Source organism: Pseudorhodoferax sp. LjRoot39 (genome assembly GCF_964253035.1).
In the GTDB taxonomy this organism is placed as follows: domain Bacteria; phylum Pseudomonadota; class Gammaproteobacteria; order Burkholderiales; family Burkholderiaceae_C; genus Pseudorhodoferax.
Map to the genome: position 1 here is coordinate 3,971,688 of NZ_CAXUQL020000001.1, position 24,732 is coordinate 3,996,419.

General features: G+C 71.8%; 25 protein-coding genes and 1 pseudogene. 15 read left to right on the forward strand and 11 right to left on the reverse strand.

What is annotated here, in order from left to right; all coding sequences use genetic code 11:
- The first annotated feature begins 13 nt into the window (after positions 1–13).
- On the forward strand, positions 14–979 hold the full coding sequence (locus tag ACSQ4M_RS18505; protein ID WP_436190889.1) for a Bug family tripartite tricarboxylate transporter substrate binding protein: 966 nt from the start codon (positions 14–16) through the stop codon (positions 977–979).
- Between the two features lie 35 nt (positions 980–1,014).
- On the forward strand, positions 1,015–1,542 hold the full coding sequence (locus tag ACSQ4M_RS18510; RefSeq protein ID WP_436190890.1) for a carboxymuconolactone decarboxylase family protein: 528 nt from the start codon (positions 1,015–1,017) through the stop codon (positions 1,540–1,542).
- 85 nt (positions 1,543–1,627) lie between these two features.
- On the opposite strand, the gene ACSQ4M_RS18515 is transcribed toward ACSQ4M_RS18510, so the two are convergent.
- Genes ACSQ4M_RS18515 through ACSQ4M_RS18530 form a run of 4 tightly spaced genes read right to left on the reverse strand, consistent with a single transcriptional unit; the run spans position 1,628 to position 4,873 of the window.
- On the reverse strand, positions 1,628–2,029 hold the full coding sequence (locus tag ACSQ4M_RS18515) for a RidA family protein (protein WP_436190891.1): 402 nt from the start codon (positions 2,027–2,029) through the stop codon (positions 1,628–1,630).
- Positions 2,019–3,155, reverse strand: a complete 1,137-nt coding sequence (locus tag ACSQ4M_RS18520; RefSeq protein WP_436190892.1) for an alanine racemase — start codon at positions 3,153–3,155, stop codon at positions 2,019–2,021. The genes ACSQ4M_RS18515 and ACSQ4M_RS18520 overlap by 11 nt, the downstream gene beginning before the upstream one ends.
- A 4-nt stretch (positions 3,156–3,159) precedes the next feature.
- Entirely contained in the window at positions 3,160–4,161 is a 1,002-nt protein-coding gene (locus ACSQ4M_RS18525; RefSeq protein WP_436190893.1) for a tripartite tricarboxylate transporter substrate-binding protein, read from the reverse strand.
- Between the two features lie 37 nt (positions 4,162–4,198).
- A complete protein-coding gene (locus ACSQ4M_RS18530; RefSeq protein ID WP_436190894.1) occupies positions 4,199–4,873 on the reverse strand; it encodes an HAD family hydrolase in 675 nt (224 codons plus the stop codon).
- A 72-nt stretch (positions 4,874–4,945) separates the two neighbouring features.
- Here ACSQ4M_RS18530 and ACSQ4M_RS18535 point away from each other — a divergent pair, with 72 nt between their 5' ends.
- Together ACSQ4M_RS18535 and ACSQ4M_RS18540 are read left to right on the forward strand one after the other, a co-directional pair.
- Positions 4,946–5,866 carry a LysR substrate-binding domain-containing protein gene (locus ACSQ4M_RS18535; RefSeq protein WP_436190895.1) on the forward strand — a complete coding sequence of 307 codons (921 nt, stop codon included), beginning with the start codon at positions 4,946–4,948 and terminating at the stop codon, positions 5,864–5,866.
- A gap of 9 nt (positions 5,867–5,875) precedes the next feature.
- Positions 5,876–6,358: a hypothetical protein gene (locus ACSQ4M_RS18540; protein ID WP_436190896.1), complete on the forward strand. Its 483-nt coding sequence runs from the start codon at positions 5,876–5,878 to the stop codon at positions 6,356–6,358.
- A 330-nt stretch (positions 6,359–6,688) separates the two neighbouring features.
- Here ACSQ4M_RS18540 and ACSQ4M_RS18545 read toward each other — a convergent pair whose 3' ends face one another.
- The 4 genes from ACSQ4M_RS18545 to ACSQ4M_RS18560 are packed head-to-tail and all read right to left on the reverse strand — an operon-like array spanning position 6,689 to position 9,517.
- Positions 6,689–7,912: a hypothetical protein gene (locus ACSQ4M_RS18545; protein WP_436190897.1), complete on the reverse strand. Its 1,224-nt coding sequence runs from the start codon at positions 7,910–7,912 to the stop codon at positions 6,689–6,691.
- Positions 7,912–8,661, reverse strand: a complete 750-nt coding sequence (locus ACSQ4M_RS18550; RefSeq protein ID WP_436190898.1) for a hypothetical protein — start codon at positions 8,659–8,661, stop codon at positions 7,912–7,914. Before ACSQ4M_RS18550 ends, ACSQ4M_RS18545 begins: the two co-directional genes overlap by 1 nt.
- A gap of 2 nt (positions 8,662–8,663) precedes the next feature.
- Positions 8,664–9,233 (reverse strand): hypothetical protein, encoded by a 570-nt coding sequence (locus ACSQ4M_RS18555; protein WP_436190899.1) that lies wholly within the window; start codon positions 9,231–9,233, stop codon positions 8,664–8,666.
- Positions 9,234–9,241: 8 nt separating this feature from the next.
- The gene (locus tag ACSQ4M_RS18560) at positions 9,242–9,517 is read right to left on the reverse strand and encodes a DnaJ domain-containing protein (protein ID WP_436190900.1); all 276 of its coding nucleotides are present in this window, start codon (positions 9,515–9,517) and stop codon (positions 9,242–9,244) included.
- Between the two features lie 163 nt (positions 9,518–9,680).
- Here ACSQ4M_RS18560 and ACSQ4M_RS18565 point away from each other — a divergent pair, with 163 nt between their 5' ends.
- The 8 genes from ACSQ4M_RS18565 to ACSQ4M_RS18600 all read left to right on the forward strand — a co-directional run bounded on the left by ACSQ4M_RS18565 (position 9,681) and on the right by ACSQ4M_RS18600 (position 15,809).
- Positions 9,681–10,004: an ArsR/SmtB family transcription factor gene (locus tag ACSQ4M_RS18565; RefSeq protein ID WP_436190901.1), complete on the forward strand. Its 324-nt coding sequence runs from the start codon at positions 9,681–9,683 to the stop codon at positions 10,002–10,004.
- A 22-nt stretch (positions 10,005–10,026) separates the two neighbouring features.
- Complete coding sequence (locus ACSQ4M_RS18570; RefSeq protein WP_436190902.1) at positions 10,027–10,524, forward strand: arsenate reductase ArsC; 498 nt, start codon at positions 10,027–10,029, stop codon at positions 10,522–10,524.
- Positions 10,525–10,538: 14 nt separating this feature from the next.
- Positions 10,539–11,024: an arsenate reductase ArsC gene (locus ACSQ4M_RS18575; protein WP_436190903.1), complete on the forward strand. Its 486-nt coding sequence runs from the start codon at positions 10,539–10,541 to the stop codon at positions 11,022–11,024.
- An 83-nt stretch (positions 11,025–11,107) separates the two neighbouring features.
- Positions 11,108–12,394, forward strand: a complete 1,287-nt coding sequence (locus ACSQ4M_RS18580) for an arsenic transporter (protein ID WP_436190904.1) — start codon at positions 11,108–11,110, stop codon at positions 12,392–12,394.
- A gap of 25 nt (positions 12,395–12,419) precedes the next feature.
- On the forward strand, positions 12,420–12,851 hold the full coding sequence (arsC, locus tag ACSQ4M_RS18585) for an arsenate reductase (glutaredoxin) (RefSeq protein WP_436190905.1): 432 nt from the start codon (positions 12,420–12,422) through the stop codon (positions 12,849–12,851).
- Positions 12,838–13,554 carry an arsenical resistance protein ArsH gene (gene arsH, locus ACSQ4M_RS18590; RefSeq protein ID WP_436190906.1) on the forward strand — a complete coding sequence of 239 codons (717 nt, stop codon included), beginning with the start codon at positions 12,838–12,840 and terminating at the stop codon, positions 13,552–13,554. The genes arsC and arsH overlap by 14 nt, the downstream gene beginning before the upstream one ends.
- Before the next feature lie 4 nt (positions 13,555–13,558).
- Positions 13,559–14,743, forward strand: coding sequence for an MFS transporter (locus ACSQ4M_RS18595; RefSeq protein ID WP_436190907.1), 1,185 nt, complete (start codon positions 13,559–13,561; stop codon positions 14,741–14,743).
- A gap of 16 nt (positions 14,744–14,759) precedes the next feature.
- Positions 14,760–15,809, forward strand: coding sequence for an ArsO family NAD(P)H-dependent flavin-containing monooxygenase (locus ACSQ4M_RS18600; protein ID WP_436190908.1), 1,050 nt, complete (start codon positions 14,760–14,762; stop codon positions 15,807–15,809).
- Positions 15,810–15,876: 67 nt separating this feature from the next.
- On the opposite strand, the pseudogene ACSQ4M_RS18605 reads toward ACSQ4M_RS18600, so the two are convergent.
- From ACSQ4M_RS18605 to ACSQ4M_RS18615, 3 genes and pseudogenes are all read right to left on the reverse strand, one after another.
- Positions 15,877–16,011 (reverse strand): annotated as a pseudogene (locus ACSQ4M_RS18605) (STAS domain-containing protein); the annotation flags it as partial.
- 4 nt (positions 16,012–16,015) lie between these two features.
- Positions 16,016–18,664, reverse strand: a complete 2,649-nt coding sequence (locus tag ACSQ4M_RS18610) for an AAA family ATPase (RefSeq protein ID WP_436190909.1) — start codon at positions 18,662–18,664, stop codon at positions 16,016–16,018.
- A 220-nt stretch (positions 18,665–18,884) separates the two neighbouring features.
- On the reverse strand, positions 18,885–19,982 hold the full coding sequence (locus tag ACSQ4M_RS18615; RefSeq protein ID WP_436190910.1) for a metallophosphoesterase family protein: 1,098 nt from the start codon (positions 19,980–19,982) through the stop codon (positions 18,885–18,887).
- 152 nt (positions 19,983–20,134) lie between these two features.
- Here ACSQ4M_RS18615 and ACSQ4M_RS18620 point away from each other — a divergent pair, with 152 nt between their 5' ends.
- The 3 genes from ACSQ4M_RS18620 to ACSQ4M_RS18630 all read left to right on the forward strand — a co-directional run bounded on the left by ACSQ4M_RS18620 (position 20,135) and on the right by ACSQ4M_RS18630 (position 24,699).
- On the forward strand, positions 20,135–21,340 hold the full coding sequence (locus ACSQ4M_RS18620) for a PQQ-dependent sugar dehydrogenase (RefSeq protein WP_436190911.1): 1,206 nt from the start codon (positions 20,135–20,137) through the stop codon (positions 21,338–21,340).
- Entirely contained in the window at positions 21,337–21,960 is a 624-nt protein-coding gene (locus ACSQ4M_RS18625) for a c-type cytochrome (protein WP_436190912.1), read from the forward strand. Before ACSQ4M_RS18620 ends, ACSQ4M_RS18625 begins: the two co-directional genes overlap by 4 nt.
- A gap of 207 nt (positions 21,961–22,167) precedes the next feature.
- Entirely contained in the window at positions 22,168–24,699 is a 2,532-nt protein-coding gene (locus tag ACSQ4M_RS18630) for an ATP-binding protein (RefSeq protein WP_436190913.1), read from the forward strand.
- Positions 24,700–24,732 lie beyond the last annotated feature (33 nt).

Genomic DNA, 24,732 nt, shown 5'->3' on the forward strand with positions numbered 1-24,732 from the left:
AGGAGACATTCCCATGCTGCGCAGAACCCTCATCCACACCCTGGCCGCTGTTGCCGCGTGCACGCTGCCGGCGCTGGCCGGCGCCCAGGCCTACCCCAGCCAGCCCGTGCGGCTGATCGTGCCGTTCGCGCCGGGCGGCGCCGTCGACCAGACCGCGCGCACCCTCAGCAACACGCTGGGCGAGCGGCTGGGCCAGCCCATCGTGGTCGAGAACCGGCCTGGCGCCAGCGGCTCGCTGGGTGCGGGCGAACTGCGGCGCGGCAAGCCCGACGGCTACACGCTGCTGCTGGCGCTCGACTCCCAGGCCGTGAACCACCACATCGTCAAGAGCCTGCCGTTCGACACCTTCAAGGACTTCGACTACCTGAGCCTGCTGGTCACCACACCCCAGGTGCTGGTGGTGCGCAACGAGCTGCCGGTGCAAAACCTCGACCAGCTGGTCGCCTACCTCAAGGCCCGACCCGGCACGGCCTACGGCTCGGCCGGAACCGCCTCGGCCGGCCATGTGAACAGCGCGCAGCTGTCCATCGCCAAGGGCTTGCAGACCACGCACGTGCCGTACAAGGGCGCCGCGCCGCTGCTGGCCGACCTGCTGGGCGGGCACATCGACTTCGCGTTCGCCGGGCTGTCGGTGATGCTGCCGCACATCCAGGCCGGCAAGATGCGGGCGATCGCGGTCAGCACGGCGGCCCGCTCGCGCCAGCTGCCGCAGGTGCCGGCCATGAACGAGACGATCCCGGGCTTCGAGTTCCCGACCTGGATCGGCCTGGTCGGCCCGACCGGGCTGCCGGCCGAGGTGCGGGCGAAAATCTTGAAAGCCTTCCAGGAGACGCTGCGCGATCCGCAGGTCGCCGCGCGCTTCGCCGAGAACGCCTTCGACATCGTCGGCAGCACGCCCGAGGCGTTCGTGGCGCGCGTGCGCAAGGACGACCAGGTCATGGCCGACCTCGTCAAGCGCAAGATCGTGGGCGTCGACTGACGCCGCTCCCCCATCAACCATCAACGAAGCCCGATATGGCCCGCATTCCTTACGCCCGCCTGGACGACGACGCCGTCCGCCCGCTTGCCGAACGCATCACCGCCGAGCGCGGCAGCGTGCTGCACCTGTACCAGATGCTGCTGCACAGCCCGCCCGTGGCGCAGGGCTGGCTGGCCTACCTGACGGCGATCCGCCAGCAGTCCAGCCTGCCCGGCGCGCTGCGCGAGCTGGTCATCATGCGCGTGGCGCTGGTCAACGGCGCGCCGTACGAGGCCGACCAGCACGCGCCCATCGCGCGCCAGGAAGGCGTCAGCCAGGCCAAGCTCGACGCGCTGGAAAGCTGGGAGGCCAGCGCTCTGTTCGATGCGACCGAGCGCGCCGTGCTCGGCTACACCGACGCGATGACGCGGCACGTGCATGTGGACGACGCCGTGTTCGCCGCGGTGGCGCAGTGCTTCGCGCCGCTGCTGCTGGTGGAGCTGACGGCCACGATCGCGGCCTACAACATGGTCTCGCGCTTCTTGGAGGCGCTGCAGATCCATTCGGACGACGCGCGCCCGTGACATGGACAGCTGCGGCCAGGGACCAGGACGCACCGGGCCGGCGTGCCGGCGCCGCCGCCGCGGTGGGGCCGTGCGGCGAGCCCGCTCAGGACAGCGCCACGGCCTCCATCTCCAGCTTCAGCCCGTGGTGCAGCGGCCCGGTCGGCACGACCGCACGCGCCGGCCTGGCCTCGCCGGCCCAGGCGGCGTAGAGCGTGTCGAAGACCGGCCAGTGGGCGATGTCGTCCACGTAGACGCGCACCTGCAGCAGGCGGTCGATGTCTGTGCCCGCGGCCAGCAGGGCGGTGCGCACATTGGCCAGCACCTGCGCGGCCTGCTGCGCGAAGGGTGCGTCGGCCAGGCGCAGGCCGGTCGCGGTGATCGGCAGTTGGCCCGACACGAACACCAGCCCGGCGCCGCTGCAGGCGTGGCTGTAGTGGCCGCCCGGGCGTGCCAGGCCGGCGGGCGCGAGCGGCGCGGGCATGGCGGGGGTGCGCTCACCAGCCATGGAAGCGCTCCCAGGTCGTGATTGAGCCGTCCTGCGCCAAGGCCTGGTAGGCCGGGAACTGCGCGCCGGTGGCGCAGGCATGGTTGGGCCAGATGCGCAGCCGCGTGCCCACCGGAAAGCGCGTGGCGATGGCCGGATCCGAGCCTTCGGCATGCGACACGATGCCGTGCTCCTGGTTGGCGCCCGACAGCAAATAGCCTGCGATGGGCGCCCCGTCCACCGTGCAGACCTGGCCGTAGCCGTAGTCGCGGCTCTGGCGCGCGGTGCCGCGGTCGCGGCTCATGGCCATCCAGCCGGCGTCGACGATGGCCCAGCCCTTGTCGGCCTGGTGGCCGATCACGGTGGTCAGCACGCTGAGCGCGAGTTCGTCGTCACGGCACACGCCCACGTTGCGCATCACGAGGTCGAAGAACACGTAGACGCCCGCACGTAGCTCGGTCACGCTGGGCAGCGCAGCGGCCTCCAGCGCCGTGGGCGTGGAGCCGACCGAGACCACGGGGCAGGGCAGGCCCGCGGCGCGCAAGCGTTCGGCTGCGCGCACGCAGCCCGCGCGCTCCTGCTCGGCCAGCGCGGCCAGGGCCACGGGGTCGTCCAGCGCGTAGCTGGAGCCGGCGTGCGTCAGAACGCCCAGCAGGCGCATGCCCGCGCCATGCAGCGTGCCGGCGACTTCCAGCAGCAGCGCATCGTCCGGCGCGATGCCCGAGCGGTGGCCGTCGGTGTCGATCTCCACGAGCACGTCGAAGGCATGGCCCTGCGCGCGGCCGAATTCGGCGATCGCCCGGGCGCCCTCCATGCTGTCGGTCAGGATCTGCAGCGCGCAGCCGCGCTGGCGCAGCGCCAGCGCCTGCGGCAGCCGGTGCTGCGCCATGGCCACGGCGTAGAGGATGTCGGTGATGCCCTGGGCGAAGAACTGCTCGGCCTCCTTGAGTGTGGAGACCGTGATGCCCTGCGCTCCGGCGGCGCGCTGGGCGGCGACCACCTGGGCGCACTTGGTGGTTTTCACGTGCGGCCGCAAGCGCACGCCCAGCGCGTCGGCACGCGCTTGCATGCGTGCGATGTTGTGCTGCACGCGGGGCAGCGAGACGATGGCGGCCGGGGTGTCCAGCGTGGCGAGGGTGTGGGTCATGGTGTCAGTCGAGGTAGTCGCCCTTGGCGCGCAGGGCCAGTACGTCGTCGCGCAGGCCCTTGGCGATCAGGCCGGAGACGGTGGCGGGCGCGGCGTCCTGCGGGGCGGGCAGCTGCACGCCCAGCCCCTCCATCTGCCGGCGCAGCGCGGGGTCGGCCACCGCATGTTGCAGCGCGCGCGTCAGGCGCGCCAGCACCGGCTGCTGCGTGTTGCGCGGGGCGAACAGCGCGTTCCAGGAGCGCACGTCCAGCGCCAGGCCGGCCTCGGCCGCGGTGCCGGTCTGCGGCAGCTGCGCCAGGCGGGCGACCGACAGCACGGCGATGGACTTGATGCGCCCGCCCGCCACCTGCGGCAGTGCGGTGGTGGTCTGGTCGCACATGAAGTCGGTCTGCCCGCCCATGAGGTCGTTCATGGCCGGGGCCACGCCCTTGTAGGGCACGTGCGTCACGGCCTGGCCGAGCGCGGACAGCAGCAGCACACAGCCGTAGTGCGAGATGGAGCCGATGCCGGCGCTCGCGTAGCTGGCCTTGTCCTTGTGCGCGGCCAGCCAGGCGACGAAGCTGCGCAGGTCGGTGGCCGGCAGGTCGGCGCGGGCCAGCAGCAGCAGCGGTGCCGCGCCGGCCGGGCCGATGGGCGCGAAGTCCGCCACCGGGTCGTAGGCGAGCTTCTTGTACAGCGCGACGTTGGCCACGTGCGTTCCGATGCCGCCGAAGGCGATGGTGTAGCCGTCGGGGTTGGCCTTCAGCGCCTTGCCCAGGCCGATCACGCCGTTGGCGCCGCCCAGGTTCTCGATGACGATGGGCTGGCCCAGGTCGGCGGCCATCTTCTGCGCGACGGCGCGTGCCAGCGCGTCGCTCGGGCCGCCGGCAGGGAAGGGCACGACCAGCGTGACGGGGCGGCTCGGGAAGCCGGTCTCTGCCGTGGTGGCCGTGGCGGTGGCCGGCAGCAGCAGAGCGGTGGCCAGGGCTGCGAGGCCGTGGGCGAGAAGGCGGGGCAGTGGTGGCATGGGTCGGATCGGCAGGGTGGAGGAGATCGGTGGGCGCTCAGGCAGCGGCTGGGCGCGCTGTTAGCAGCCAGCCCGCGACGCCTGCAAGGTCGGGCGCCTCCACGTCGGCCAGCGGCGCGCCGGGCGGCCGCGGCAGGCCCACGCGGTTGTGCCAGTAGGTGCGCAGCCCCACGGCGGCCGTGCCGAACAGGTCGTAGCCCGAACCGGCCACGAAGGCGGCCTGCTGCGCGGACACGCCGAGCCGCTGCAGCGCCAGCTGGTAGGGACGCGGGTCGGGCTTGTAGAAGCCGGCCTCCTCGGAGGTGACGACCACGTCCCAGGCGATGCCCAGCCGGTCCGCGGCGCGCGCGCCGAGGCGGCGCGAGCAGTTGGTCACCACGGCGAGCTTGCAGTGCGGCTGCAATGCGGCCAGCAGTTCGCGTGCGCCGCTCCAGACCGGCAGGCTGTCCCAGCGGTCCTCCAGCGCCTGCGCCGCGCCGGCGGGCAGGCCGACCGTGGCGGCGGCCTGCTGCACGAGCTGCTCGTAAGGCTGGTAGGCGCCGCAGCCGTAGGTCAGGCGCAGGTACTCGGCGCGCCAGGCCCGGCCCTGGGCTTCGGAGCCGGCGGCGGCGTTCCAGACCGTCCAGGAGTCGAGCAGGGCGGTCAACAGGTCGAACAGGACGGCGCGCGGGGCGCCGTCGTCGGTGGCAGGGGCGTGGTGGGGTGTGTCCATGGCGGCAACTGTAGGCGTGTCAGGCCGCTACGGATGTTCATTGTTCAGTCATCAATCGTTAAGATCAGCTGAATGCAAATCGACGACCTGCGCCTGGCGGCGGCGCTGCTGCGCGAACCTTCGCTGAGCGCCGCTGCGCGCGCGCTGGGCGTCACGCCGCCCGCGCTGTCGATGCGCCTGCGCAAGCTGGAGGCCACGCTGGGCGTGGTGCTGGCCCAGCGCACGGCGCGCAAGCTGCAGCTCACGTCAGAGGGTGAACGCTTGGGCCGCGAAGCCTACGAACTGCTGCAACGGCTGGACGGCCTGCACGAATCGCTGCAGCGCGACGACCAGCGCCTGACCGGCACGCTGCGCGTGGCCGCGCCCTTCGGCTACGGCCGCAGCCATGTGGCGCCGGCGCTGGCGCGCTTCTCGCGGCTGCACCCCAGCCTGCGCCTGCAGCTGGACCTGCGCGAGACGCCCTGGCCCGACCGCAGCGATGCCGACGCCGTGGTGCACGTGGGCACAGTGCGCGATTCGTCGTGGGTGGTGCATCCGCTGGCCGCCAACGAACGCTGGCTGTGCGCCAGCCCCGGCTACCTGCAGGCGCACGGCACGCCCGCGCGCGCGGCCGACCTGGCCTACCACGCCTGCATCTGCATCCGCGAGAACGACGAGGACGTGACGCTCTGGCACCTGCGTCCGGCCGGCGGCGCACGCAAGGCCGAGTCGCTGCGCATCCAGCCCGCCTTCGTCACCAACGACGGCAGCGTGGCGCGCCAGTGGGCCGAGGAGGGGTTGGGCCTGGTGCTGCGCTCGGAGTGGGATGCGGCCGGCGCCGTGGCGTCGGGAAAGCTGGTGCGCGTGATGCCGGACTGGTCGTTCGGCACCGCGCCCGTGGTGCTGCTGGTGCCCACGCGCAAGGGCCGCAGCCCGCGCACGCAGGCGCTGGTGCGCTTCCTCGTGGAGCAGCGTGGCGATGCCGGCCCGGCCGCGGCCGAGGAGCCTGTGTAGGTGGCAGTGATGGCGATGCGCGTGATGGCAGCGTTTGCGTGGGGGGCACTGGTAGCAACCGGTGCTGCCCAAGCCGACACCTCAAAGGCCCCGGAGCGCAGAGCCGCCAAAGCTGAGCACTGCCAGCCGCGCACCGAGTTCGTCCCGGCGTTGTGCACCGTGTCGCTGCCGGCGATCAAGCGCGTTGTCATCGAACGCAATGCACGGGCCTCGCCGTCCGATGGCGCTGAGCCGTCCGATTGCAGCCGTTTCAGGCTGTCGCCTCGGCAGGTGCGCCGTTTTTTCGCATTGGTGCGACGCATCGACGACCCGAACCCCGAACACGCCATGGATCGCGGGCCCTGTCATGCCGAAGGCCGCGTGACCTTTGCCGACGGTCGCACTGGCCACTGGCGAATTGAACAGACTGGCAGCGCCACGCTGTCAGTCGGCAACGATGCACCACTTGCACTGATGTGCGTTCGCTGCAACTGGTCGCCGTTCCGTCTTTGAGGCTTCAGCTTTCGAGCGCACTGGGGTGCCTGCGGTGCGAGCCTCTTCGGACGGCCGGGCGAGGCTCATGGCCACGGCCCGTAGCGTGGGCCTGTTGGCGCACAGCCTGGAGCAGCTGGGCGTGTTGCCGGGCCTGGCGTCGGCGTGCAGCGGCCAGCGTGGCTTTGTCGACGAACTGCGTGAGGGACTCACCATCGTGCAGCGCGCTTTCGATCTGTTCGCGTACCGCGGGCATGACCGGTCCAGGTGGGAGTCGGGCGGTGTTCATGGGCCAGTCGTCGCGCAATTGCGATGCGATTCCCAGCGCTTGCGGCAGGCCTCTGAGAGCCGTCAGTCCGCGATGTTGCACTCCCGCCGCAGCAGCGCCAGCGCGTCCGCGGTGCCATGCACCTGGTCGCTGCGCAGCACGGGCTCGGCCTCGGCGATGAAGGCATTCCACAGCTGCAGGTAGTCGCTGCGCAGCGCGACCGGCGCATGTTGCGCGATGAACTGGCGCGGCAGGTCAGCATCCAGGCCCGACTTCTGGATCTTCCTGACCAGGGCCAATGCGGTCTTCTCGCTCAGCAGCGTGGCGTGCCTGCCGCCCGTGGCGATGCGCAGGAACAGCGTCAGCAGCGAGCTGTCGTCGCCGTGGCCCTCGGTGGCCTTGTCCCACAGCGCGCTGTTGCTGCGCTCGAAGTGCTCGATCTCGGCCAGCGCATCCTCGGACCAGAAGTAGCGGCCCAGGAAGGCCGGTGTCTGGTCGAACAGCTTGCGCACGCCGACCGTGGCATCGAGGATCCTGGGCAGGTCCTGCACGATGGACGCCAGCACGGACTGCACGACGTCGATGGTCGAAGCCGGCAGGTCCCTGGGCAGAGCGAGGGGCACCTGGGCCGGCTCGGCGTACTTCCTGCGCAGGCCCAACACCATCTTCTCGAAGGCGGGCCAGTCCGGCATGGCGTTGCGCCGGCATGCGCGCACCAGCAGGGCCGTGCGCAGCACGGCGTCGGCGTCCTTGCCGGCGTCTTCCAGGTCGTCGGCGTCCAGGCCGAGCTGCGCGGCCATCCAGGTGGCCGCCTCCACCAGCGCCGTGGCGTGGCTGCGCGCGGCGCGCTCGGCCTGCACCTCGGTCAGGCTGCGCAGCGACCACTTGGCCAGCAAGGGGATGTGCCTGTCCTCGAAGACGCCATGCTCCTGCATGCCGAAGTGGCTGCTCTGCGGCATCACGATCAGCGCCTTGAGCATGTCCGAGCCGCCCTTGGAGCGCGACAGCAGGCTGTGGTCGCGCAGGGACTCGGCCGCGCGGTCCAGGTCGCCGCCGCAGGAATCCTCCAGGTACAGGCTCACGAGGTTGACCAGGCGCGTGCGCGCCAGTTCCAGGTCGGGCCGCAGGTACTCGGTGCCGAAGTAGCGCGCGATCTGCACCATGCCCTTGGGCGCCTCCTGGCACATCGCGGCCAGCTTCTCGGGCACGAGGATGCCGTGGCGAACGCCGTGCTGCAGCGCCTTCTCGAAGAAGGGGCGCTCGTCGAACAGTGCGACGGACTGGGCGGCCTGCTCTGGATGCTCCATCAGATGGCCGATTCTTCGTCGTCCTCGCGCGCGGCGGGGGTGCTGCGGCCGCGGTCGGTGTCGCTGGTCTCCACGCGCACGTCTTCCTCGCCGGCCTCTTCCTCGTCGTCCGTGCCCAGGTGGTGGGCACGCGCCTGGGCGCGCAGCACCAGCAGCGTCTCGGTGAACAGGTCGGGGGTCTCGTAGCGCATGCGCCAGGCCAGCTCCATCCAGTCCTGGTCGGCCACCTCTTCGAGATCGATCTTGGGGCTGGCGTAGGCCGAGCCCAGCAGCGCCTGCTCGGACAGCATCTCGCCGTCTTCCTCGACGGTGTCGAAGGTGCCGGTGCGCGCGAAGGCCTCGATGCGGGCCCACTTCTCCGCGAAGTAGTTGGCCATGGCCTCGCTGCCGCCTTCCAGGTCGCCCACCGCGGTCAGGAAGGCCACGGGGTCGGCGTCCTCGCGGAAGATGATGGAGTTCACCATGCCGCGCAAATGCGTGTGGGTGAGGTCCTTGTAGCGCTTCTCGATCACGATGGCGCGCGCGAACTGCTCGGGCGTGACCAGCAGGTTCACGACCGATTCGCGCGAGGGGTCGTACTCGCGCATGACCGCCAGGATGTCCTTGGGCGCGAGCTGGTCCAGCACCACCATCAGCGCGCGGTCGCCCTCGGCGTCGGCCAGTTCGGTGAGGGCCGACTCGGCACCGGAAATGTCGCCTGCGGCGATCAGGCTCTGGGTCTTCTCGATCAGGGCGAGGTGGTTGTTCATGTTCAGTCCTTGCGGTCGAAGCCCTGCTCGGCGGCCCAGTCGGCGCGGGCGTCCTCGCGGGTCTGGGCGTCGGCGTCGTCCAGGTCGTCGGCGGAGAGGGGCTGGCGGTCTTCTGCGTCGCGGTCGTCGTCGTGTTCCTCGTCGGCATCGTCCGCCTCATCGCTGTCCTGCGCGCCGGCATGCCGGCTGCTGCCGACCATGTACTCCAGCGCGGCGGCCACGCAGAGGAAGTTGTCGCCTCCAGGGTGCTTGCGCAGCGTCTGTACTGTGGCCTGCGCCCAGGGGGCGATCTGGATGCTCTCGCTGAGGCTGTCCCAGGCGGTCAGGTTGCCGGCCTCGCAGGCCAGCAGGCGCTCCATCGCCGGCCCGGAGCGGAACTGGAAGGCCTTGTGCAGCACCACGGCCACCATCTCGGGGCTCAGCTCCAGCATGGCGACCAGGAAGCCGATTTCCTTGCGCCGTTCGGCCAGTCGCCGGTCCAGCACATTCGCGCCCTCGGAGTCCTGGCGCATGTCGTCGAGTTCGGCCAGGTAGGCGGTGCGCAGGTTGCGGAAGAAAGGAGAAACGTGCATCGGGGGGGCTAGGTCAGCGTGCGGAAATAGTCTGCCCAGATGCCACGCGCCGTTTCCAGCGGATCGTCGAGCAGGTTGCGCTTGCGGTTGTTGTCGTAGGCCTCGCGCTTGTCGGCGTCGCCCAGGATGTCGTAGGCCTCCTGGATGGCGCGAAAGCGCGTGGCGGCGTCGGCGGCGGTGCTGCGGTCCGGGTGGTGCAGGGCGGCCTGTTGGCGGTAGGCCTTCTTGATGTCCGCCAGGCTCGCGCCAGGGCCGACACCCAGGGCGAGATAGTGGTCTTGCATGCGGTGGCTGGCTGCGGTCCGCCGTGGGCGGCGAACGGCAAAAGGCCGCGATTGTAGAAGGGCGCGCGGCATGCCGTGGCGCGCAAGGCAGCAGCAGGCCCGCGCCTCGTGGGGCAGCTGCGCAGATGTGCTGATATTTCAATAATCGTTGTATAGTCGATCAATGGACGAAACCGATGCCGTGCAATCCCTCGCAGCCCTGGCCCATGGCATGCGTTTGCGCGTGTTCCGCGCCCTGGTGGTGGCGGGCGCCGATGGCCTGGTGCCGGGCGCGCTGGCCGGGCAGTTGCAGGTGGCGCCCAACGCGCTGTCGTTCCACCTCAAGGAGCTGAGCCACGCCGGCCTGGTGACGCAGGAGCGCCAGGGCCGCAACCTGGTCTACCGCGCGTCGTTCGACACGATGAACGCGCTGCTGGCCTACCTGACCGACAACTGCTGCGAGGGCGCAGCTTGCGCCATCACCGATGCAGCGCCGTGCCAATGCTGAACACAACTTCGCAACCCACACCATGACCACCCCTCCCGCCCTGAACGTGCTGTTCATCTGCACCGGCAACTCGGCCCGCTCGATCCTGGCCGAGGGCATGCTCAACCAGCTCGGCCGCGGGCGCTTCCGTGCCTACTCGGCTGGCAGCCAGCCCAAGGGCCAGGTGCATCCGTTGGCCCTGCAGACACTCGCGCACCTGCACTTCGAACACACCGGCTTTTCCAGCAAGAGCTGGGGCAGCTTCGCGGTGCCAGACGCGCCGCAGATGGACTTCGTGATCACCGTCTGCGACCAGGCCGCCGGCGAGGCCTGCCCGGTCTGGCCCGGCCAGCCGATCACGGCGCACTGGGGCGTGCCCGATCCGGCTGCGGTCGAGGGCCCCGGCGAAGCGCAGGAACGCGCCTTCCTGGACACGGCCGTCACGCTCAAGCGCCGCATCGAGTTCCTGCTGGCGCTGCCGCTGGCCAAGCTGGAGACGCTGGCCATCCAGCGCGAAGTGCGCGACATCGGCAAGCGCTGAAAGCTTGTGAAGACATGACGACGAACATCCTGATCCTGTGCACCCACAACTCCGCGCGCAGCGTGTTGTCCGAGGGCATGCTGAACCACTGGGCGCAGCAGCTGGGCGCCGACGTGCGCGCCCACAGCGCCGGCAGCGCACCCAGCGGGCGCATCAACGCGATGGCCACCGAGGTGCTGCAGGCGGCCGGCATCGACACGGCCGGCCACCGCAGCAAGAGCTGGGACGAATTCACCGGCGATGCCGCGCCGCGCATGCGCGTGGTGATCACGGTCTGCGACAGTGCGGCGAACGAGACCTGCCCGTACTGGCCCGGCTCGCCGGTCCAGATCCACTGGGGCTACCCGGACCCGTCGAACGCCGGCAGCAACGCCGGCGAGAGGCGCACCGCCTTCGAGGCCACGCGCCAGGCCATCGGTGAACGCATGCGCCGGCTGGCGCAGCTGCCCTTCGACACGCTGGACGACGCGCAGCTGCGCGCCGCACTGCAAAGCCTCTGAACCCAGGCGGGCCGGCCTGCCGCGGCGTCTCCGTGGCGTCTTGGCGGCGGCTGCCCTGTGCCACATCTTTTCCACCACGCACCATGCTTGCCGCCATCCTCATCTTCCTGTTCACGCTGGTGCTCGTCATCTGGCAGCCGCGCGGCCTGGGCATCGGCTGGAGCGCCTCGCTCGGCGCGGTGCTCGCGCTGCTGTTCGGCGTGGTGCAGCTGGCCGACATCCCGGTGGTCTGGCAGATCGTCTGGAACGCCACCGCCACCTTCGTGGCCGTGATCGTCATCAGCCTGCTGCTCGACGAAGCCGGCTTCTTCGAATGGGCCGCGCTGCACGTGGCGCGCTGGGGCGGCGGGCGCGGCACCCGGCTGTTCGCCTTCATCGTGCTGCTGGGCGCGGCCGTGGCGGCGCTGTTCGCCAACGACGGCGCGGCGCTGATCCTCACGCCCATCGTCATGGCCATGCTGGTGGCGCTGGGCTTCTCGCCCGCGGCCACGCTGGCCTTCGTGATGGCGGCCGGCTTCATCGCCGACACGGCCAGCCTGCCGCTGATCGTCTCCAACCTGGTCAACATCGTCTCGGCCGACTTTTTCGGCATCGGCTTCGACCAGTACGCGGCCGTGATGGTGCCGGTGAACATCGCCGCGGTGGCGGCCAGCCTGCTGGTGCTGTTCGGGTACTTCCGCCGCAGCATTCCGGCCCGCTACGACATGGCCCAGCTCAAGGCGCCGGCCGCCGCCATCCGCGATGCGGCCACCTTCCGCGCCGGCTGGGTGGTGCTGGCGCTGCTGCTGGTGGGCTTCTTCGGCCTGGAGCCGCTGGGCGTGCCCGTGAGCGCGGTGGCGGCCGTGGGCGCGGTGGTGCTGCTGGCGGTGGCAGGGCGGGGCGCGGTCATCAGCACGCGCAAGGTGCTGCACGGCGCGCCGTGGCAGATCGTGGTGTTCTCGCTGGGCATGTACCTGGTGGTCTACGGGCTGCGCAACGCCGGGCTGACCGACCGCATCGCCACGCTGCTCGACTGGTTCGCGCAGGGGGGCGTCTGGGGCGCGGCGCTCGGAACGGGCGTGCTCACGGCGCTGCTGTCCTCGGTCATGAACAACATGCCCACGGTGCTGATCGGTGCGTTGTCCATCGACGCATCGCAGGCCAGCGGCGCAGTGAAGGAGGCCATGGTTTACGCCAACGTGATCGGCTGCGACCTGGGCCCCAAGATCACGCCCATCGGCAGCCTGGCCACGCTGCTGTGGCTGCACGTGCTGCAGAAGAAGGGCATGGCCATTGCCTGGGGCACCTACTTCCGCGTGGGCATCGTGCTCACGCTGCCGGTGCTGCTGGTGACACTGTCGGCACTGGCGCTGCGGCTCAGCCTGGGCTGAACCTGAATCGACTGAAGGAACCGAGATGAGCGACACCACGATCTACCACAACCCTGCTTGCGGCACCTCGCGCAACGTGCTGGCCCTGATCCGCAACACGGGCGAGGAGCCGCAGGTCATCGAGTACCTCAAGACACCGCCCGACCGCGCCACGCTGGAGCGGCTGATCGCGGCCATGGGCATCGCGCCGCGCGCGCTGCTGCGCGAGAAGGGCACGCCCTACGCCGAACTGGGGCTGGACAAGCCCGGGTGGACCGACGCGCAGCTGATCGACTGCATGCTGCAGCACCCCATCCTGATCAACCGGCCCATCGTCGTCACGCCGCGCGGCACCCGGCTGTGCCGGCCTTCGGAGGCGGTGCTCGATCTGCTCGCCAGGCCGCAGCAGGGCGCGTTCGCGAAGGAAGACGGGGAACAGGTCGTCGACGAGCAAGGCGGGCGCGTTGCCAAGCCCTGATCTGCCGAACATCGACAGCGCGAGCTTTCGCGTGCCCGACTTGCAGCAACTGCTGCCCGCCGCGCGCGCCACGCATGCCCCGCGCATCGCGCTGCTCTACGGCTCGGTGCGCGAGCGCTCGTATAGCCGGCTGCTGACCGAGGAAGCCGCACGGCTGCTGCAAGCCATGGGCGCCGAGCCGCGCATCTTCGATCCGCGCGGCCTGCCGCAACCCGATGGCGCGCCCGAAGACCACCCCAAGGTGCAGGAGCTGCGCGCACTGGCCCAGTGGTCCGAAGGCATGGTCTGGTGCTCGCCCGAGCGGCACGGCGCCATGAGCGGCATCCTGAAATCGCAGATCGACTGGATCCCGCTGGCGCTCGGCGCGGTGCGGCCCACGCAGGGCAAGACGCTGGCGGTGATGCAGGTGTCGGGCGGCTCGCAGTCCTTCAATGCCGTGAACCAGCTGCGCGTGCTGGGCCGCTGGATGCGCATGCTCACCATCCCCAACCAGTCGTCCGTCGCCAAGGCCTTTCTCGAATTCGAGGAAGATGGGCGCATGAAGCCCTCGCCTTATTACGACCGCGTGGTCGACGTGATGGAAGAACTGGTCAAGTTCACGCTGCTCACGCGCGACAGCGCAGCCTGCCTGGTGGACCGCTACAGCGAGCGGCGCGAGGGCGCCGAGGCGCTGTCCAGGCGCGTCAATCTGCGCAGCATCTGAGAAGGTGCAGAGCCGGACCACGACCACCGTGATGCTGGGCGTGGCCCAGACGCTGGCGTGGGCCTCGTCGTACTACCTGCCCGCGGTGCTGGCGGGCGCCATCGGCAGGGATGTGGGCATCTCTGCGTCCACCGTCTTCGGCGCGTTCTCGGTGGCGCTGCTCATGGCCGCGGCCATCGGCCCCTGGGCCGGCCGGCGCATCGACCGGCTGGGCGGCCGCCCGGTGCTGGTCGCCAGCAACCTGGTGTTCGCCGCGGGGCTGGCGGGGCTGAGCCAGGCCACGCAGGCCAGCCATGTGTTCATGGCCTGGGCCGTGATGGGCCTGGCGATGGGCAGCGGGCTGTACGAGGCCGCCTTCGCCACCGTGGTGCGGCTGCACGGGCAGGACGCACGCCGTGCCATCACCGGCATCACCTTGTTCGCGGGCTTCGCCAGCACCGTGGGCTGGCCGCTGTCGGCCTGGCTGGAGAGCGTGGTGGGCTGGCGTGGCGCCTGCCTGGCCTGGGCCGCGTTGCACCTGGTGCTGGGCCTGCCGCTCAACGCCCTGCTGCCGCGCGCGTCCGCTGCGCTGCCCGCAGCGGACGCCGCCACGCCGCAGGGCGAGGGCGTCAGGTTGTCGGCCGCGCAGCAGCGGCGCGCGGCCGTGCTGATGGCCCTGGTCTTCGCCATCACCTGGTTCATCAGCACGGCCATGGCCGCGCACCTGCCCCGGCTGCTGCTGGCCAGCGGCGCGACCGCCGCCGTGGCGGTCGGCATCGCCGCGCTGGTGGGGCCGGCGCAGGTGGCCGGCCGCCTGGTCGAGTTCACGTTCCTCAGGCGCGCGCATCCGCTGCTCTCGGCCCGCATGGCCGCACTCGCGCACCCCGTGGCCGCGCTGTGCCTGGGCCTGTTCGGCGTGTCGGCCGCGGCGGCCTTCGCGGTGCTGCACGGCCTGGGCAACGGCATCATGACCATCGCCGTCGGCACCTTGCCGCTGCTGGTCTTCGGGGCCAGGGGTTACGGGCAGCGCCAGGGCATGCTGATGGTGCCCGCGCGCGTGGTGCAGGCGGCGGCGCCCTTCCTGTTCGGCATGGCCGTGGAGCGCTGGGGCGACGGCGCGCTGTGGATCTCCGCCATGCTCGGCCTGTGCGCATGCCTGGCGCTGGCGGCCATGGCGGCCGACATGCGCCGCGCCCGCACCGTGGATTGAATGCTTGAGCACTCCCATGACCCATGACGTGATCCTCATCGGCGGCGGCCAGGCCGCGCTGTCGGTGGCCTACTTCCTGCGCCGCACCGGGCGCACCTTCCACATCCTCGACGCCGAGCCGGCCGGCGGCGGTGCCTGGCAGCATGGCTGGGATTCGCTGCGCCTGTTCTCGCCCGCGGCCTGGAGTTCGATCGCCGGCTGGCCGATGCCGCCCACGGGTGACACCTATCCCGGGCGCGACCACGTGGTGGACTACCTGCGCGCCTACGAGCAGCGCTATGCCTTGCCGGTGGAGCGGCCGGTGCAGGTGTCGGCGGTCGTGCACGACGACCAGGGCTTTGCGGTGCAGGCGGGAGACCGGACCTGGGCGGCGCGCACGGTCGTGAGCGCCACGGGCACCTGGCGCAAGCCCTTCGTGCCGGAGGTTGCGGGACTGGCCGAATTCACGGGAACGCAGCTGCACTCGGCGCACTACCGCCGCCCGGACGCGTTCGCCGGCCAGCGCGTGATGGTGGTCGGCGGCGGCAATTCGGGCGCACAGATCCTGGCCGAGGTCTCGCTGTGGGCCGCGCAGACCCTGTGGGTCACGCCGCAGGTGCCCGCCTTCCTGCCCGACGATGTGGACGGTCGCGTGCTGTTCGAGCGCGCCACCGCGCGCTGGCGCGCCCAGCAGGAAGGGCGCAGCGTGGATGTGCTGCCGGGAGGCTTCGGCGACGTGGTCATGGTGCCGCCCGTGGTGGATGCGCGCGCACGCGGCGTGCTGGCATCGGTCAGGCCGTACGCGCACTTCACGCGCGATGGGGCGGTCTGGGCCGACGGCACGCAGCGCAGCTTCGACGCGGTGATCTGGTGCACCGGTTTTCGCCCGGCGCTCGACCATCTCGCGCCGCTGGGCATCGTGCAGGGAGGCCAGGTGGCGGTGGACGGCACCCGCGCGACCGGCACCCCGGGCCTGTGGCTGGTCGGCTACGGCGAATGGACCGGAACGGCATCGGCGACGCTGGTCGGCGTCATGCGCAGCGCCCGCAGCACGGCGGCGGAGATCGACGCCTACCTGGCGCGCTGAGCGCGTGGCGGCAGGCGCCGGCCACCGGCAGCGTGCCCATGTCGTGCGCGCGGTCCGCCCAGACCGCGCCCAGCACCTCGGCCTGGGCGCCCTGGCGGCGCAGCGGCATGACGGCCTTGTCCAGCGCGCTGACGGCCGCGATGTCCCAGAGGTGCGCGCGGCTCACGTCGATGACCACCCTGGGCACGACCTCCTTGAGGTCTGGGTCAGTTCGGGGAGCCGTCCAGCGCGCGCACCGCCACGCCCATGTCGCGCCACAGTTCGGGGTGGCAGGTGAACAGCAGCACCTGGTGGCGCTGCGCGGCGTCGAACAGCACGCGCTTCATGTGGCCCAGGCGCTCGCTGTCGCTGTGCACCAGCGCGTCGTCCAGGATCAGCAGCGTGGGCCGGCCGGCCTGCTGCAAGAGGTCGGCATAGGCGAAGCGGCTGATCAGCCCCAGCTGCTCGCGCGCGCCGAAGCTCAGTGCGTCCACGGCGCCGGATTCCGCGGCACCTGCTGCGCGGGGCCGCGTCAGCAGCGCAGGTGCCAGCTGCTCGTCGATCTGCACCACGGCGCCCGGCAGCAACAGTGGCAGGTAGTGCTGCAGCCGCTGCGCCAGCGGCGCCTGCAGCCGCGCCAGCGTGGCCTGGCGCCGGGCCTGCAGGCGTTCGCACAGCAGGTCGAGCGCGGCGGCGCGGCGGCGCAGTTCGTGCTGGCGGCGCAGCGTGCGCTGCAGCGTGCCGTCCAGCGCCGCACGCTGCTCTTCCAGGCCCTGCGCGCCGGCCTGTTCCAGCGCACTGTGCAGCACGAGGATCTGCTCGTGGCGCTGCTGGTGGGCGGCGCGCAGTTGCTCGGCGCTGCGCGCCAGGCGTGCGATGTCCTGCGCCACGATGTCAGGCCGGGCCGATTGCAGCGTGGCGGCGGTCTGCGCCACGCGCGCGTCCAGCGCCTGGTGCTCGGCCGTGGCCTGCAGCAGTTGCTGCTGCGCAGCCTCGCGCTGCGCCTGGCGTTCGGGCGCGGCCAGGCTGGCCTGGGCGCCCTGCAGTTCGGCGCGGGCGGCATCGCGCTGGCTGGCGGCGGCGGCCTGGCGGCGCTCCGCCTGGGCCTGCACCTCGCGCGCTGCGGCCAGTGCCTGCTGGGCAGCGCGCTGCGCGGCTTCGGCCTGCGCGGCGGGCGGGCCGTCGGCCACGGCCAGCGGCAGCCGGGCCAGCGCGTCCTGCGCTGCCTGCATGCGGGCGCGGGCCTGGGTGCTGGCCGTGTGCAGCGCGTCCAGTCCCTGCGGCGCGACCAGGGCCAGGGCCTGCTCAGCCAACTGCACCGTGGCATGCGCGGCCGTGCAGGCGGCCAGCCGGGCTTCGGCCTCGGCCAGGTCGGCCAGACCTTGCGCGGCCAGGGCCTGCTGCAGTTGGTGGCGCGCCTCGCGGTCGGCACGGGCGAGGTCGGCCAGGTCGTGGCCGCCGGGGGTGATGCGCAGTTCGCCGCCGCCGGGCAGTTGCAGCAGCGCAGGCGCGGTCAGCAGCCGTTCGCCTTCGCCCTGCAGCGGCTGCGTGTCCAGCTGCAGCGTCTGTCCGGCGGGCAGCACATAGGCCAGCCGCGTGGCCACGGCCTGCTGGCGCAGCGCGGCCTGGTCGCGCGCCTGCACCAGGCTGCGCAGTTGCTGCAGCTGTTTGGCGCTGAGGGTGGGCAGCGCGGCCGCCTGGGCGCGCTGGGTGGCCAGCGCGGCATGGGCGTCGCGCGCGCGCTGCAGCGCGGCATCGGCACGGGCGGCGTCGCTGTCGGCCTGGGCCAGCCGCTCCTGCAGGCTGTCGCGCAGGCTGCGCTGCTGCGCCGCCTGGGCCTGTTCCTGTGCGGCCTGGGCACGGATCTCGGCGCTCTCGCGCTGTTGCCGGGCGAGGGCGGCAGTGGCGTCGTCGGCCTGAGCCGCGGCCTCGGCCTGGGCCAGTGCGGCCTGGCGGCGGGCCAGGTCGTCGTCCTGCTGGGCGAACAGGGCCAGGCGCTGGCCCAGCAGCTCGCGCGTGCGGGCCAGGTCGGCCAGGCGCTGGCGGTCGTCGCCGAGCTGGCGGGCGCTGGCCTGCAGCGCCAGATGGCGTTCGCGGGCCTGGGCCAGTTGGCTGTCCAGCGCGTCCCAGGGCTGCTGGGCAGCGTCGGCCTCGTGGGCGCGGCGCAGCGTTTCGAGCCGGTCGACCTGCTCGCGGTACTGCGCGATGCGCGCGTCCAGCATGTCCAGCGCTGCGCGGTGCTGGTCCGCCGCGTCGATCGCGGCCTTGTACTCGGCCTTGGGCTTGCCGGTGTCGGTCAGCAGCTCGCCGCGGTCCTTGCGCAGCCGCTCTAGCAGCGCGTCCCCGCCGGTCGCCGCCAGTGCGCCTGCTGCCTCGCCCTGGCCGTTCAGCGCGTCGTGCAGGTGTTCGCGTGCATGCCGCACGTCCAGCTCCTGCCCGCTGCCTTGCTCCACCCACAGCAGGCCGGGGATGCCCCAGTGCTCGGGCTTGCTGGCGCCCTTGCCGGCGTAGGCGTAGCCGAACAGCTGGGCCAGGTGGTCTTCGGCATCCGTGCCTTCCAGCTGGCGCGTGCCGATGGCGAGCACGCAGCGCTTCTTGCCCAGGAAGCTCTTGACCAGATGGTGCGGCTGGCCGCCGAGCAGGAAGTCGATCTCCACGCGCGGCGCAGCGCCGCTGCCTTCGTCGCAGGGCCGCAGGTCGTCGACCATGCTGGACTTGTGGCGTTCGAAGAAGGCCGCGCGGATGGCGCGCACCAGCGTGCTCTTGCCGGCCTCGTTGGGGCCGGCCAGGATGTTGAGGCCGGGCGTGAAGCCGGCCAGTTCGAGCGGGGCGCGGAAGCGGCGCAGCTGCTCGACGCGCAGGCGGGTGATCTGCATGGTCATGACAGCGCGTTGCCCTCCAAGCCCGTGGCCGAGCGCAGCGATGGCCTGTGTGCGACCCCGCTCCCACCCCTGCGCCCACGCCGAGGAGTGCAGCCCATGGCACTGCGCTCCCCGGCAGGGGCACAGGGGGAAGTCCCACACGGGCCATCGCTGCGCTCGGCCTGGGGTTCGGGCCGTCGCTGCGCTCGGCCGGTGATGCGTAGGGGGATGCTCCTCATGCCCGCTCCGCCAACACGCCCGCCAGCAAGGCCAGCGCATCCTGCGCCGTCTCACTCTCGCCTTCGGCGCGCAGCTCGGCGATCACCTCGCCCAGGTAGCCGTCGGCCTGCAGTGCCGCGATGTCGGCGTCGGTGGGCACCAGGCGTAACGCGGACTGGTCGGCCTGCAGATGCCGCACGCGCGCCTCGGCCGCGCCCAGGCCGGCCTGCAGCCGCGTGCGGGCCGCCAGGTCGAGCTGGCCGCGCAGGCGCAGGTCGACCACGTGCTGCGGCGTGAGCGCGGCCAGTTGGTCCAGCAGGGCGTCGAGGTCGCTCTCGACCTGCAGCGCCGCCTCGATCTGCTGCCAGCGGAACTGGCCCACCGGCACGCGGCGCACCTGCGGCACGGCCCCGGGCGCGGCGATCTCCACCAGCAGCGCGTTGCCCGCGTCGTTGGCGCGGAAGCGGTCGGGCTCGGGCGTGCCGGCGTACGCGGTGCGCGCGTCGATCTCCTTGCTGCCATGCCAGTCGCCCAGCGCCAGGTAGTCGAGCCGGGCGCGCGCGGCGCGGTTCGGCGCGATGGGGTTGGCCGAATCGATGCCCTCGGCCAGGATGCCCTGCACGCTGCCGTGCGCGATGCCGATGCGCAGCAGGCCGGCCGGTGTCTCGGCGCCGTCGAACCAGGCCGTGAGGTCGTGGTGCGTGTGGCGCTGCGTCAGCGGCGCGGGCAGGGCGGCGAAGCCCTGGGCTTCGAACAGCTGCACGCCGGGCTCCAGCAGCAAATGGGCGTTGGCCGGCACGGCGCCCAGGCGCTGGGCGCGGCTCCACACGCTCTCGGCCAGCGCCGCATCGTGGTTGCCGGGCAGCAGCAGCCAGGGGCCGGCGAAGCCCGCCAGCGCATTGAACAGCCGGCGCACCGTGCGCTCGGAGACGGTCTGCGCGTCGAACACGTCGCCGGCCACGAGCACGGCGTCCACGCGCTCGGCCGCTGCCAGCGCGGCCAGCCGCTCCACCGCCTGCAGCCGCGCTTCGGCCAGCATGGGTGCGTTGTCGGGGGAGAGAGTGGCGAACTGACGGCCGATCTGCCAGTCGGCCGTGTGCAGGAAGCGGGGCATGGGCGCGCATTGTGCCGCGCCGGCCTGCGCTGTCCGCCGCGCGACATTTGCGCACGAATCGTTACAAATATCAGGGAATACACGTCTGTATGGCGATCAAGTGCGGTGCGATGTTCCAGCCCGAGAACGCTTTTCCACAACGAGAGGAGACCATGAAGAACGCCATGATCCGCGCCGTGGGCGCCGCCGTGCTGATGCTGGGTGTGGGCGGTGCCGCCTGGGCCCAGGCCAAGGCAGAGGAAGAGCCCGGCTGGGCCAAGGGCCGGCCCAAGACCGACACCGCCATGCGCATGGCGCCGGTGCCGGCCTTTCCGATCCCGACGGCGGCGGACCAATTGCCGACCAAGAAGTTCAAACTGCCGCCGGGCTTCAAGGTGGAGACCTTCGCTTCCGGCCTGCTCGATGCGCGCGGCCTGCGCCAGGGCGACAAGGGCACCATCTTCGTCAGCACGCTGTTCGTGGGCAACAAGGTCTACGCGCTGCCGGCCGACGGCAAGGGCCAGGCCAAGACCATCATCGACAAGATGCCGTTCGCCACCGGCATCGAATTCCACAAGGGCGCGTTGTACGTCGCCACCAACACGAAGATCCTGCGCTACGACGACGCCGAGGGCAAGCTGGACAACCTGGGCGAGCCCAAGGTGCTGTACGACAAGCTGCCCGGCGGCGGCGACCACAGCTGGAAGTACCTGCGCATTCGCGACGAGAAGCTGTACTTCGCCATCGGCGCGCCCTGCAACATCTGCGACCCGGGCGAGTACGCCAAGATCTACCGCATGAACCTGGACGGCACCGGCATGGAGACCGTGGCCGCGGGCGTGCGCAACACCGTGGGCTTCGACTTCAACCCCAAGGGCGGCCAGCTCTGGTTCACCGACAACGGCCGCGACTGGCTCAGCGAGGAGATCCCGAACGACGAGCTCAACGTGGTCAGCAAGCCGGGCCAGCACTTCGGCTACCCGTTCTGCCACCAGGGCAACATCTCCGACCCCGAGTTCGGCTGGGGCAAGGACTGCCTGGGCAACGAGTTCGCCAAGCCGGCCGCGCTGCTGGGCCCGCACGCGGGTTCGCTGGGGCTGAAGTTCTACACCGGCAAGATGTTCCCGGCCAAGTACCAGGGCGCGATGTTCATCGCCCGCCACGGCCCCTGGAACCGCACCGTCAAGTACGCCGACGTGTCGGTGGCCTGGCCCGACGGCAAGGGCGGTGCCAAGGTCGAGCCGTTCATGACGGGCTTCGTCGAGAACAACACCTACCTCGGCCGGCCGGTGGACTTCATGGTGATGAAGGATGGTTCGCTGCTGGTCTCCGACGACCACGCGGGCGCGATCTACCGCATCAGCTACGGCGGCAAGTGAGGCGCGCCGTCGTCCTGCAGGGCGCCGGCCTCGCGCTGGCGGCCCTGCTCGCGGGGCCGGCGGCGGCGCAGCAGGGCGCTGCCGCCTATGCCCAGCGCTACGCCACCGTCTGCGCCGCCTGCCACGGTGCCAACGGGCGCAGCGACATGCCGCTCACGCCCGCGCTGGCCGGGCAGCACTCGTTCTACGCGATCACGCAGCTGTTCCTGTTCCGCGAGGGGCGGCGCAGCAACGAGGCGATGACGGCCATCGCCAAGACGCTCACCGACGCCGACCTGCGCGGCTTTTCCGAGTACATCGCCACGCTGCCGGCCGTGCCGGCGCCGCCGCCGGCAACGCCGCCCGACGCTGCCCGCATGGCCAAGGGGCAATCGCTGGCGCAGCAGCACAAGTGCTTCGCCTGCCACGGCGCCGACCTGTCGGGCGGCCAGCAGGTGCCGCGCCTGGCCCAGCAGCGCGAGGACTACCTGCAGCACACGCTGCAGGAGTACAAGTCCGGCAAGCGGCCGGGCTACACCATGGCCATGGGCGAGGCGGTCGGCCCGGTGGCGCCCGAGGACCTGGACACGCTGGCCTACTTCATCGCGCGCTTCGCGCCCGCCGCTGCGGCCCGCAAATAGCTCCGCGCCCCCGGCCTGCACCTGCTGCGGGCCGGGGTTTTCGCCCGCCTGCCACCAGCATCCGATACAGTTCCGAACAAATATCGGACGGCTTCCGTCAGGTAAATGCACAAATATGTGCTAGCACGGCACAATCCCTGCCTCCAGGCCGGGCGATGCCGTGGCCGGATGGCGGCTAGGGCTTGGGCTTGGGCAACACGCTGGGACATGGCTGAGACTGTTTTTCGATTCGACCGGGCCGAGTTGCGGCTGGACACACGCGAGCTGTGCGTGGATGGCGCCCCCGTTGCCGTGGGCGCGCGCGCCTTCGACCTGCTGCAGGCGCTGGTGACCCACCGCGACCGGCTACTGACCAAGCACGAACTCATGGAGATGGTCTGGCCCAAGCTGGTGGTCGAGGAGAACAACCTGCAGGTGCAGGTCAGCACGCTGCGCAAGCTGCTGGGCAGCAAGGCGATCGCCACCGTGCCGGGCCGCGGCTACCGCTTCGCGTCCCTGCTGATCGACGACAGTCCTGCGCCGGCCGCTGCGCCGCGCGGGGTGGCACCGCCCGTCGCACGCGGCCATGTCGGCAACCTGCGCCAGGGCGTGCCGCTGCTCGGCCGCGGTGCCGACCTGGCGGCCGTGGCCGCGCTGGTGCGCGCGCAGCGCCTGGTCAGCCTGCTGGGCGCCGGCGGCATCGGCAAGACCAGCCTGGCCTGCGCCGTGGGCTGGGAATTGGGCCATGCCTTCGCCGACGGCGTCTGGCTGGTGCCGCTGTCCGAGGTGGCCGAAGCCGCCGCGCTGCCGCTGGCCGTGGCGCGCGTGCTGCAGATCAACCTGCCCGGCCCCGACCCGCTGGCGGCGCTGGCCGAGCGGCTGCCGCCCCAGGCGCTGCTGGTGCTGGACGGCTGCGAACACCTGGCCGGCGCCGTGGCCGAGCTCGTGGACCGCCTGCTGCAAGCCAGCCCGGGCCTGCACGTGCTGGCCACCAGCCAGGAACCGCTGCGCCTGGCGCGCGAGCAGCAGGTGCGCCTGGACGCGCTGACCGTGCCCGAACCCGGCACGCGCGAGGCCGCGCAGTCGCACGGTGCCGTGGCGCTGTTCCTGGCGCGGGCCCAGGCCGCGCTGCCGGGCTTCGCGCTCGACCCCGGCAACGAGGGCGCCGTGGTGGAGATCTGCCGCGCGCTGGACGGCATGCCGCTGGCGCTGGAATTCGCCGCCGCGCGCGTGCCGCTGCTGGGCGTGGAGGGCGTGCGCCAGCACCTGGGCCAGCGCCTGCGCGTGCTGAGCCGTGGCGCGCGCGACGCGCCCGAGCGCCACCGCACGCTGCGCGCCACGCTGGACTGGAGCCACGCGCTGCTGCGCGAGGACGAGAAGAAGGTGTTCCGCCGCCTGGGCGTGTTCGTCGGCGGCTTCGGCCTGGAACTGGCCCAGCAGCTGGCGGCCGACGCCACCACCGACGCCTGGGACGTGCTGGAACTGCTGGGCAACCTGGTCGACAAGTCCATGGTGGTGGTGGACACCGCCAGCGCCACGCCGCGCTACCGCCTGCTGGAGACCGCGCGCGCCTACGCCTGCGACCAGCTCGACCTGGCCGGCGAGCGGCCTGCGCTGCAGCTGGCGCATGCGCGGGCCATGCTGGCCATGTTCGACCGCCGCACGCGCATGGAGCGCCTGGGCCTGGAGACCGTGGACCAGTGGATGCAGGCCTGCCAGGGCGAGGCCGACAACCTGCGCGCCGCCATCGACTGGGCCGTGTCCGTCGGCGAACGCGCGCTCGCGCTGGACCTGGCCAACACCGCGGCCGAATTCATGTACGAGGCCGGCCGCTATCCCGAATGCGTGGCCTGGATGCGCCGCGCCGAGCCGCTGATCGATGCCGACACGCCCGAGCTCGTGATCGCGCGCTTCCAGTTCGGCCTGGCCATGGTCGGCCTGCACGGCGGCGTGGAGGGGCGTGAGCGGCTGCGCCTGCTGGACGCGGCGCTGGCCATCCTGGAGCGCCACCCGCCGTCCATGGTGCTGGTCTACGCGCTGTGCATGCGCGGCTACGTGGCCGGCATCTGCGGGGACCTGGCGCTGGCGCGCCGCACGCTGGACCGCGTGCACGCGCTCACGCAGCCCGCGCCCTTCGCGCCGCTGCGTGGCCTGCCGCTGTACATCGAGGGCATGGTGCGCCGCTTCGAGGGCCGCTCGCACGATGCCCTGGCCGCCTACACCGAGGCGCTGCCCTACGTGCGCCGCCATGGCGATGGCCGCACGCTGTTCTACCTGCAGAGCAACATGGCAGCGGTGCACCACGAGATGGGCCACCTGGACGAGGCCGTGGACCAGTACCGCCGCGCCATCTTGGCGCTGGAGGATTCGCCGCGCACCGACGCGCAGATGATGTCCTTCGCCCTGCTCTGGTACGCGCATGCGCTGACGGCGCAGGGCGTGCTGGACGAGGCGCTGGAGCAGGTGCGGCGCAGCTTGCCGTACTGCAGGCGTTCGGTCGGCCTGCGGCACTTCGCGGGCATGCTGGCACTGCTGGCGGCGCGGCGTGGAAAGCTGCGCGAGGCGGCCTTGCTGCTGGGCTGCGACGACGCGGCTCGGCAGCGCCGGGGCGAGGTGCGCACGCCGTTCGATCTGCGGACCATGAAGGCGGTGCTGGCGCTGGTGGGGGCCCAGCACGGGGAGGAGCGCGTGGTGGTGTGGCGGGTGCAGGGCGGGGCGTTGGAGGAGGGGGAGGTGGCGGAGTTGGTGCTGGGGGCCTGAGCCGCGGCGAACCGACCTGTTCGGCGATGCCCT

What these genes read in the sequence shown, in the direction of transcription:
- ACSQ4M_RS18505 (WP_436190889.1), top strand. Translation starts at nt 14, where the DNA reads ATGCTGCGCAGAACCCTCATCCACACCCTGGCCGCTGTTGCCGCGTGC.
- ACSQ4M_RS18510 (WP_436190890.1), top strand. Translation starts at nt 1,015, where the DNA reads ATGGCCCGCATTCCTTACGCCCGCCTGGACGACGACGCCGTCCGCCCG.
- ACSQ4M_RS18515 (WP_436190891.1), bottom strand. Translation starts at nt 2,029, where the DNA reads ATGGCTGGTGAGCGCACCCCCGCCATGCCCGCGCCGCTCGCGCCCGCC.
- ACSQ4M_RS18520 (WP_436190892.1), bottom strand. Translation starts at nt 3,155, where the DNA reads ATGACCCACACCCTCGCCACGCTGGACACCCCGGCCGCCATCGTCTCG.
- ACSQ4M_RS18525 (WP_436190893.1), bottom strand. Translation starts at nt 4,161, where the DNA reads ATGCCACCACTGCCCCGCCTTCTCGCCCACGGCCTCGCAGCCCTGGCC.
- ACSQ4M_RS18530 (WP_436190894.1), bottom strand. Translation starts at nt 4,873, where the DNA reads ATGGACACACCCCACCACGCCCCTGCCACCGACGACGGCGCCCCGCGC.
- ACSQ4M_RS18535 (WP_436190895.1), top strand. Translation starts at nt 4,946, where the DNA reads ATGCAAATCGACGACCTGCGCCTGGCGGCGGCGCTGCTGCGCGAACCT.
- ACSQ4M_RS18540 (WP_436190896.1), top strand. Translation starts at nt 5,876, where the DNA reads ATGGCGATGCGCGTGATGGCAGCGTTTGCGTGGGGGGCACTGGTAGCA.
- ACSQ4M_RS18545 (WP_436190897.1), bottom strand. Translation starts at nt 7,912, where the DNA reads ATGGAGCATCCAGAGCAGGCCGCCCAGTCCGTCGCACTGTTCGACGAG.
- ACSQ4M_RS18550 (WP_436190898.1), bottom strand. Translation starts at nt 8,661, where the DNA reads ATGAACAACCACCTCGCCCTGATCGAGAAGACCCAGAGCCTGATCGCC.
- ACSQ4M_RS18555 (WP_436190899.1), bottom strand. Translation starts at nt 9,233, where the DNA reads ATGCACGTTTCTCCTTTCTTCCGCAACCTGCGCACCGCCTACCTGGCC.
- ACSQ4M_RS18560 (WP_436190900.1), bottom strand. Translation starts at nt 9,517, where the DNA reads ATGCAAGACCACTATCTCGCCCTGGGTGTCGGCCCTGGCGCGAGCCTG.
- ACSQ4M_RS18565 (WP_436190901.1), top strand. Translation starts at nt 9,681, where the DNA reads ATGGACGAAACCGATGCCGTGCAATCCCTCGCAGCCCTGGCCCATGGC.
- ACSQ4M_RS18570 (WP_436190902.1), top strand. Translation starts at nt 10,027, where the DNA reads ATGACCACCCCTCCCGCCCTGAACGTGCTGTTCATCTGCACCGGCAAC.
- ACSQ4M_RS18575 (WP_436190903.1), top strand. Translation starts at nt 10,539, where the DNA reads ATGACGACGAACATCCTGATCCTGTGCACCCACAACTCCGCGCGCAGC.
- ACSQ4M_RS18580 (WP_436190904.1), top strand. Translation starts at nt 11,108, where the DNA reads ATGCTTGCCGCCATCCTCATCTTCCTGTTCACGCTGGTGCTCGTCATC.
- arsC (WP_436190905.1), top strand. Translation starts at nt 12,420, where the DNA reads ATGAGCGACACCACGATCTACCACAACCCTGCTTGCGGCACCTCGCGC.
- ACSQ4M_RS18600 (WP_436190908.1), top strand. Translation starts at nt 14,760, where the DNA reads ATGACCCATGACGTGATCCTCATCGGCGGCGGCCAGGCCGCGCTGTCG.
- ACSQ4M_RS18610 (WP_436190909.1), bottom strand. Translation starts at nt 18,664, where the DNA reads ATGCAGATCACCCGCCTGCGCGTCGAGCAGCTGCGCCGCTTCCGCGCC.
- ACSQ4M_RS18615 (WP_436190910.1), bottom strand. Translation starts at nt 19,982, where the DNA reads ATGCCCCGCTTCCTGCACACGGCCGACTGGCAGATCGGCCGTCAGTTC.
- ACSQ4M_RS18620 (WP_436190911.1), top strand. Translation starts at nt 20,135, where the DNA reads ATGAAGAACGCCATGATCCGCGCCGTGGGCGCCGCCGTGCTGATGCTG.
- ACSQ4M_RS18630 (WP_436190913.1), top strand. Translation starts at nt 22,168, where the DNA reads ATGGCTGAGACTGTTTTTCGATTCGACCGGGCCGAGTTGCGGCTGGAC.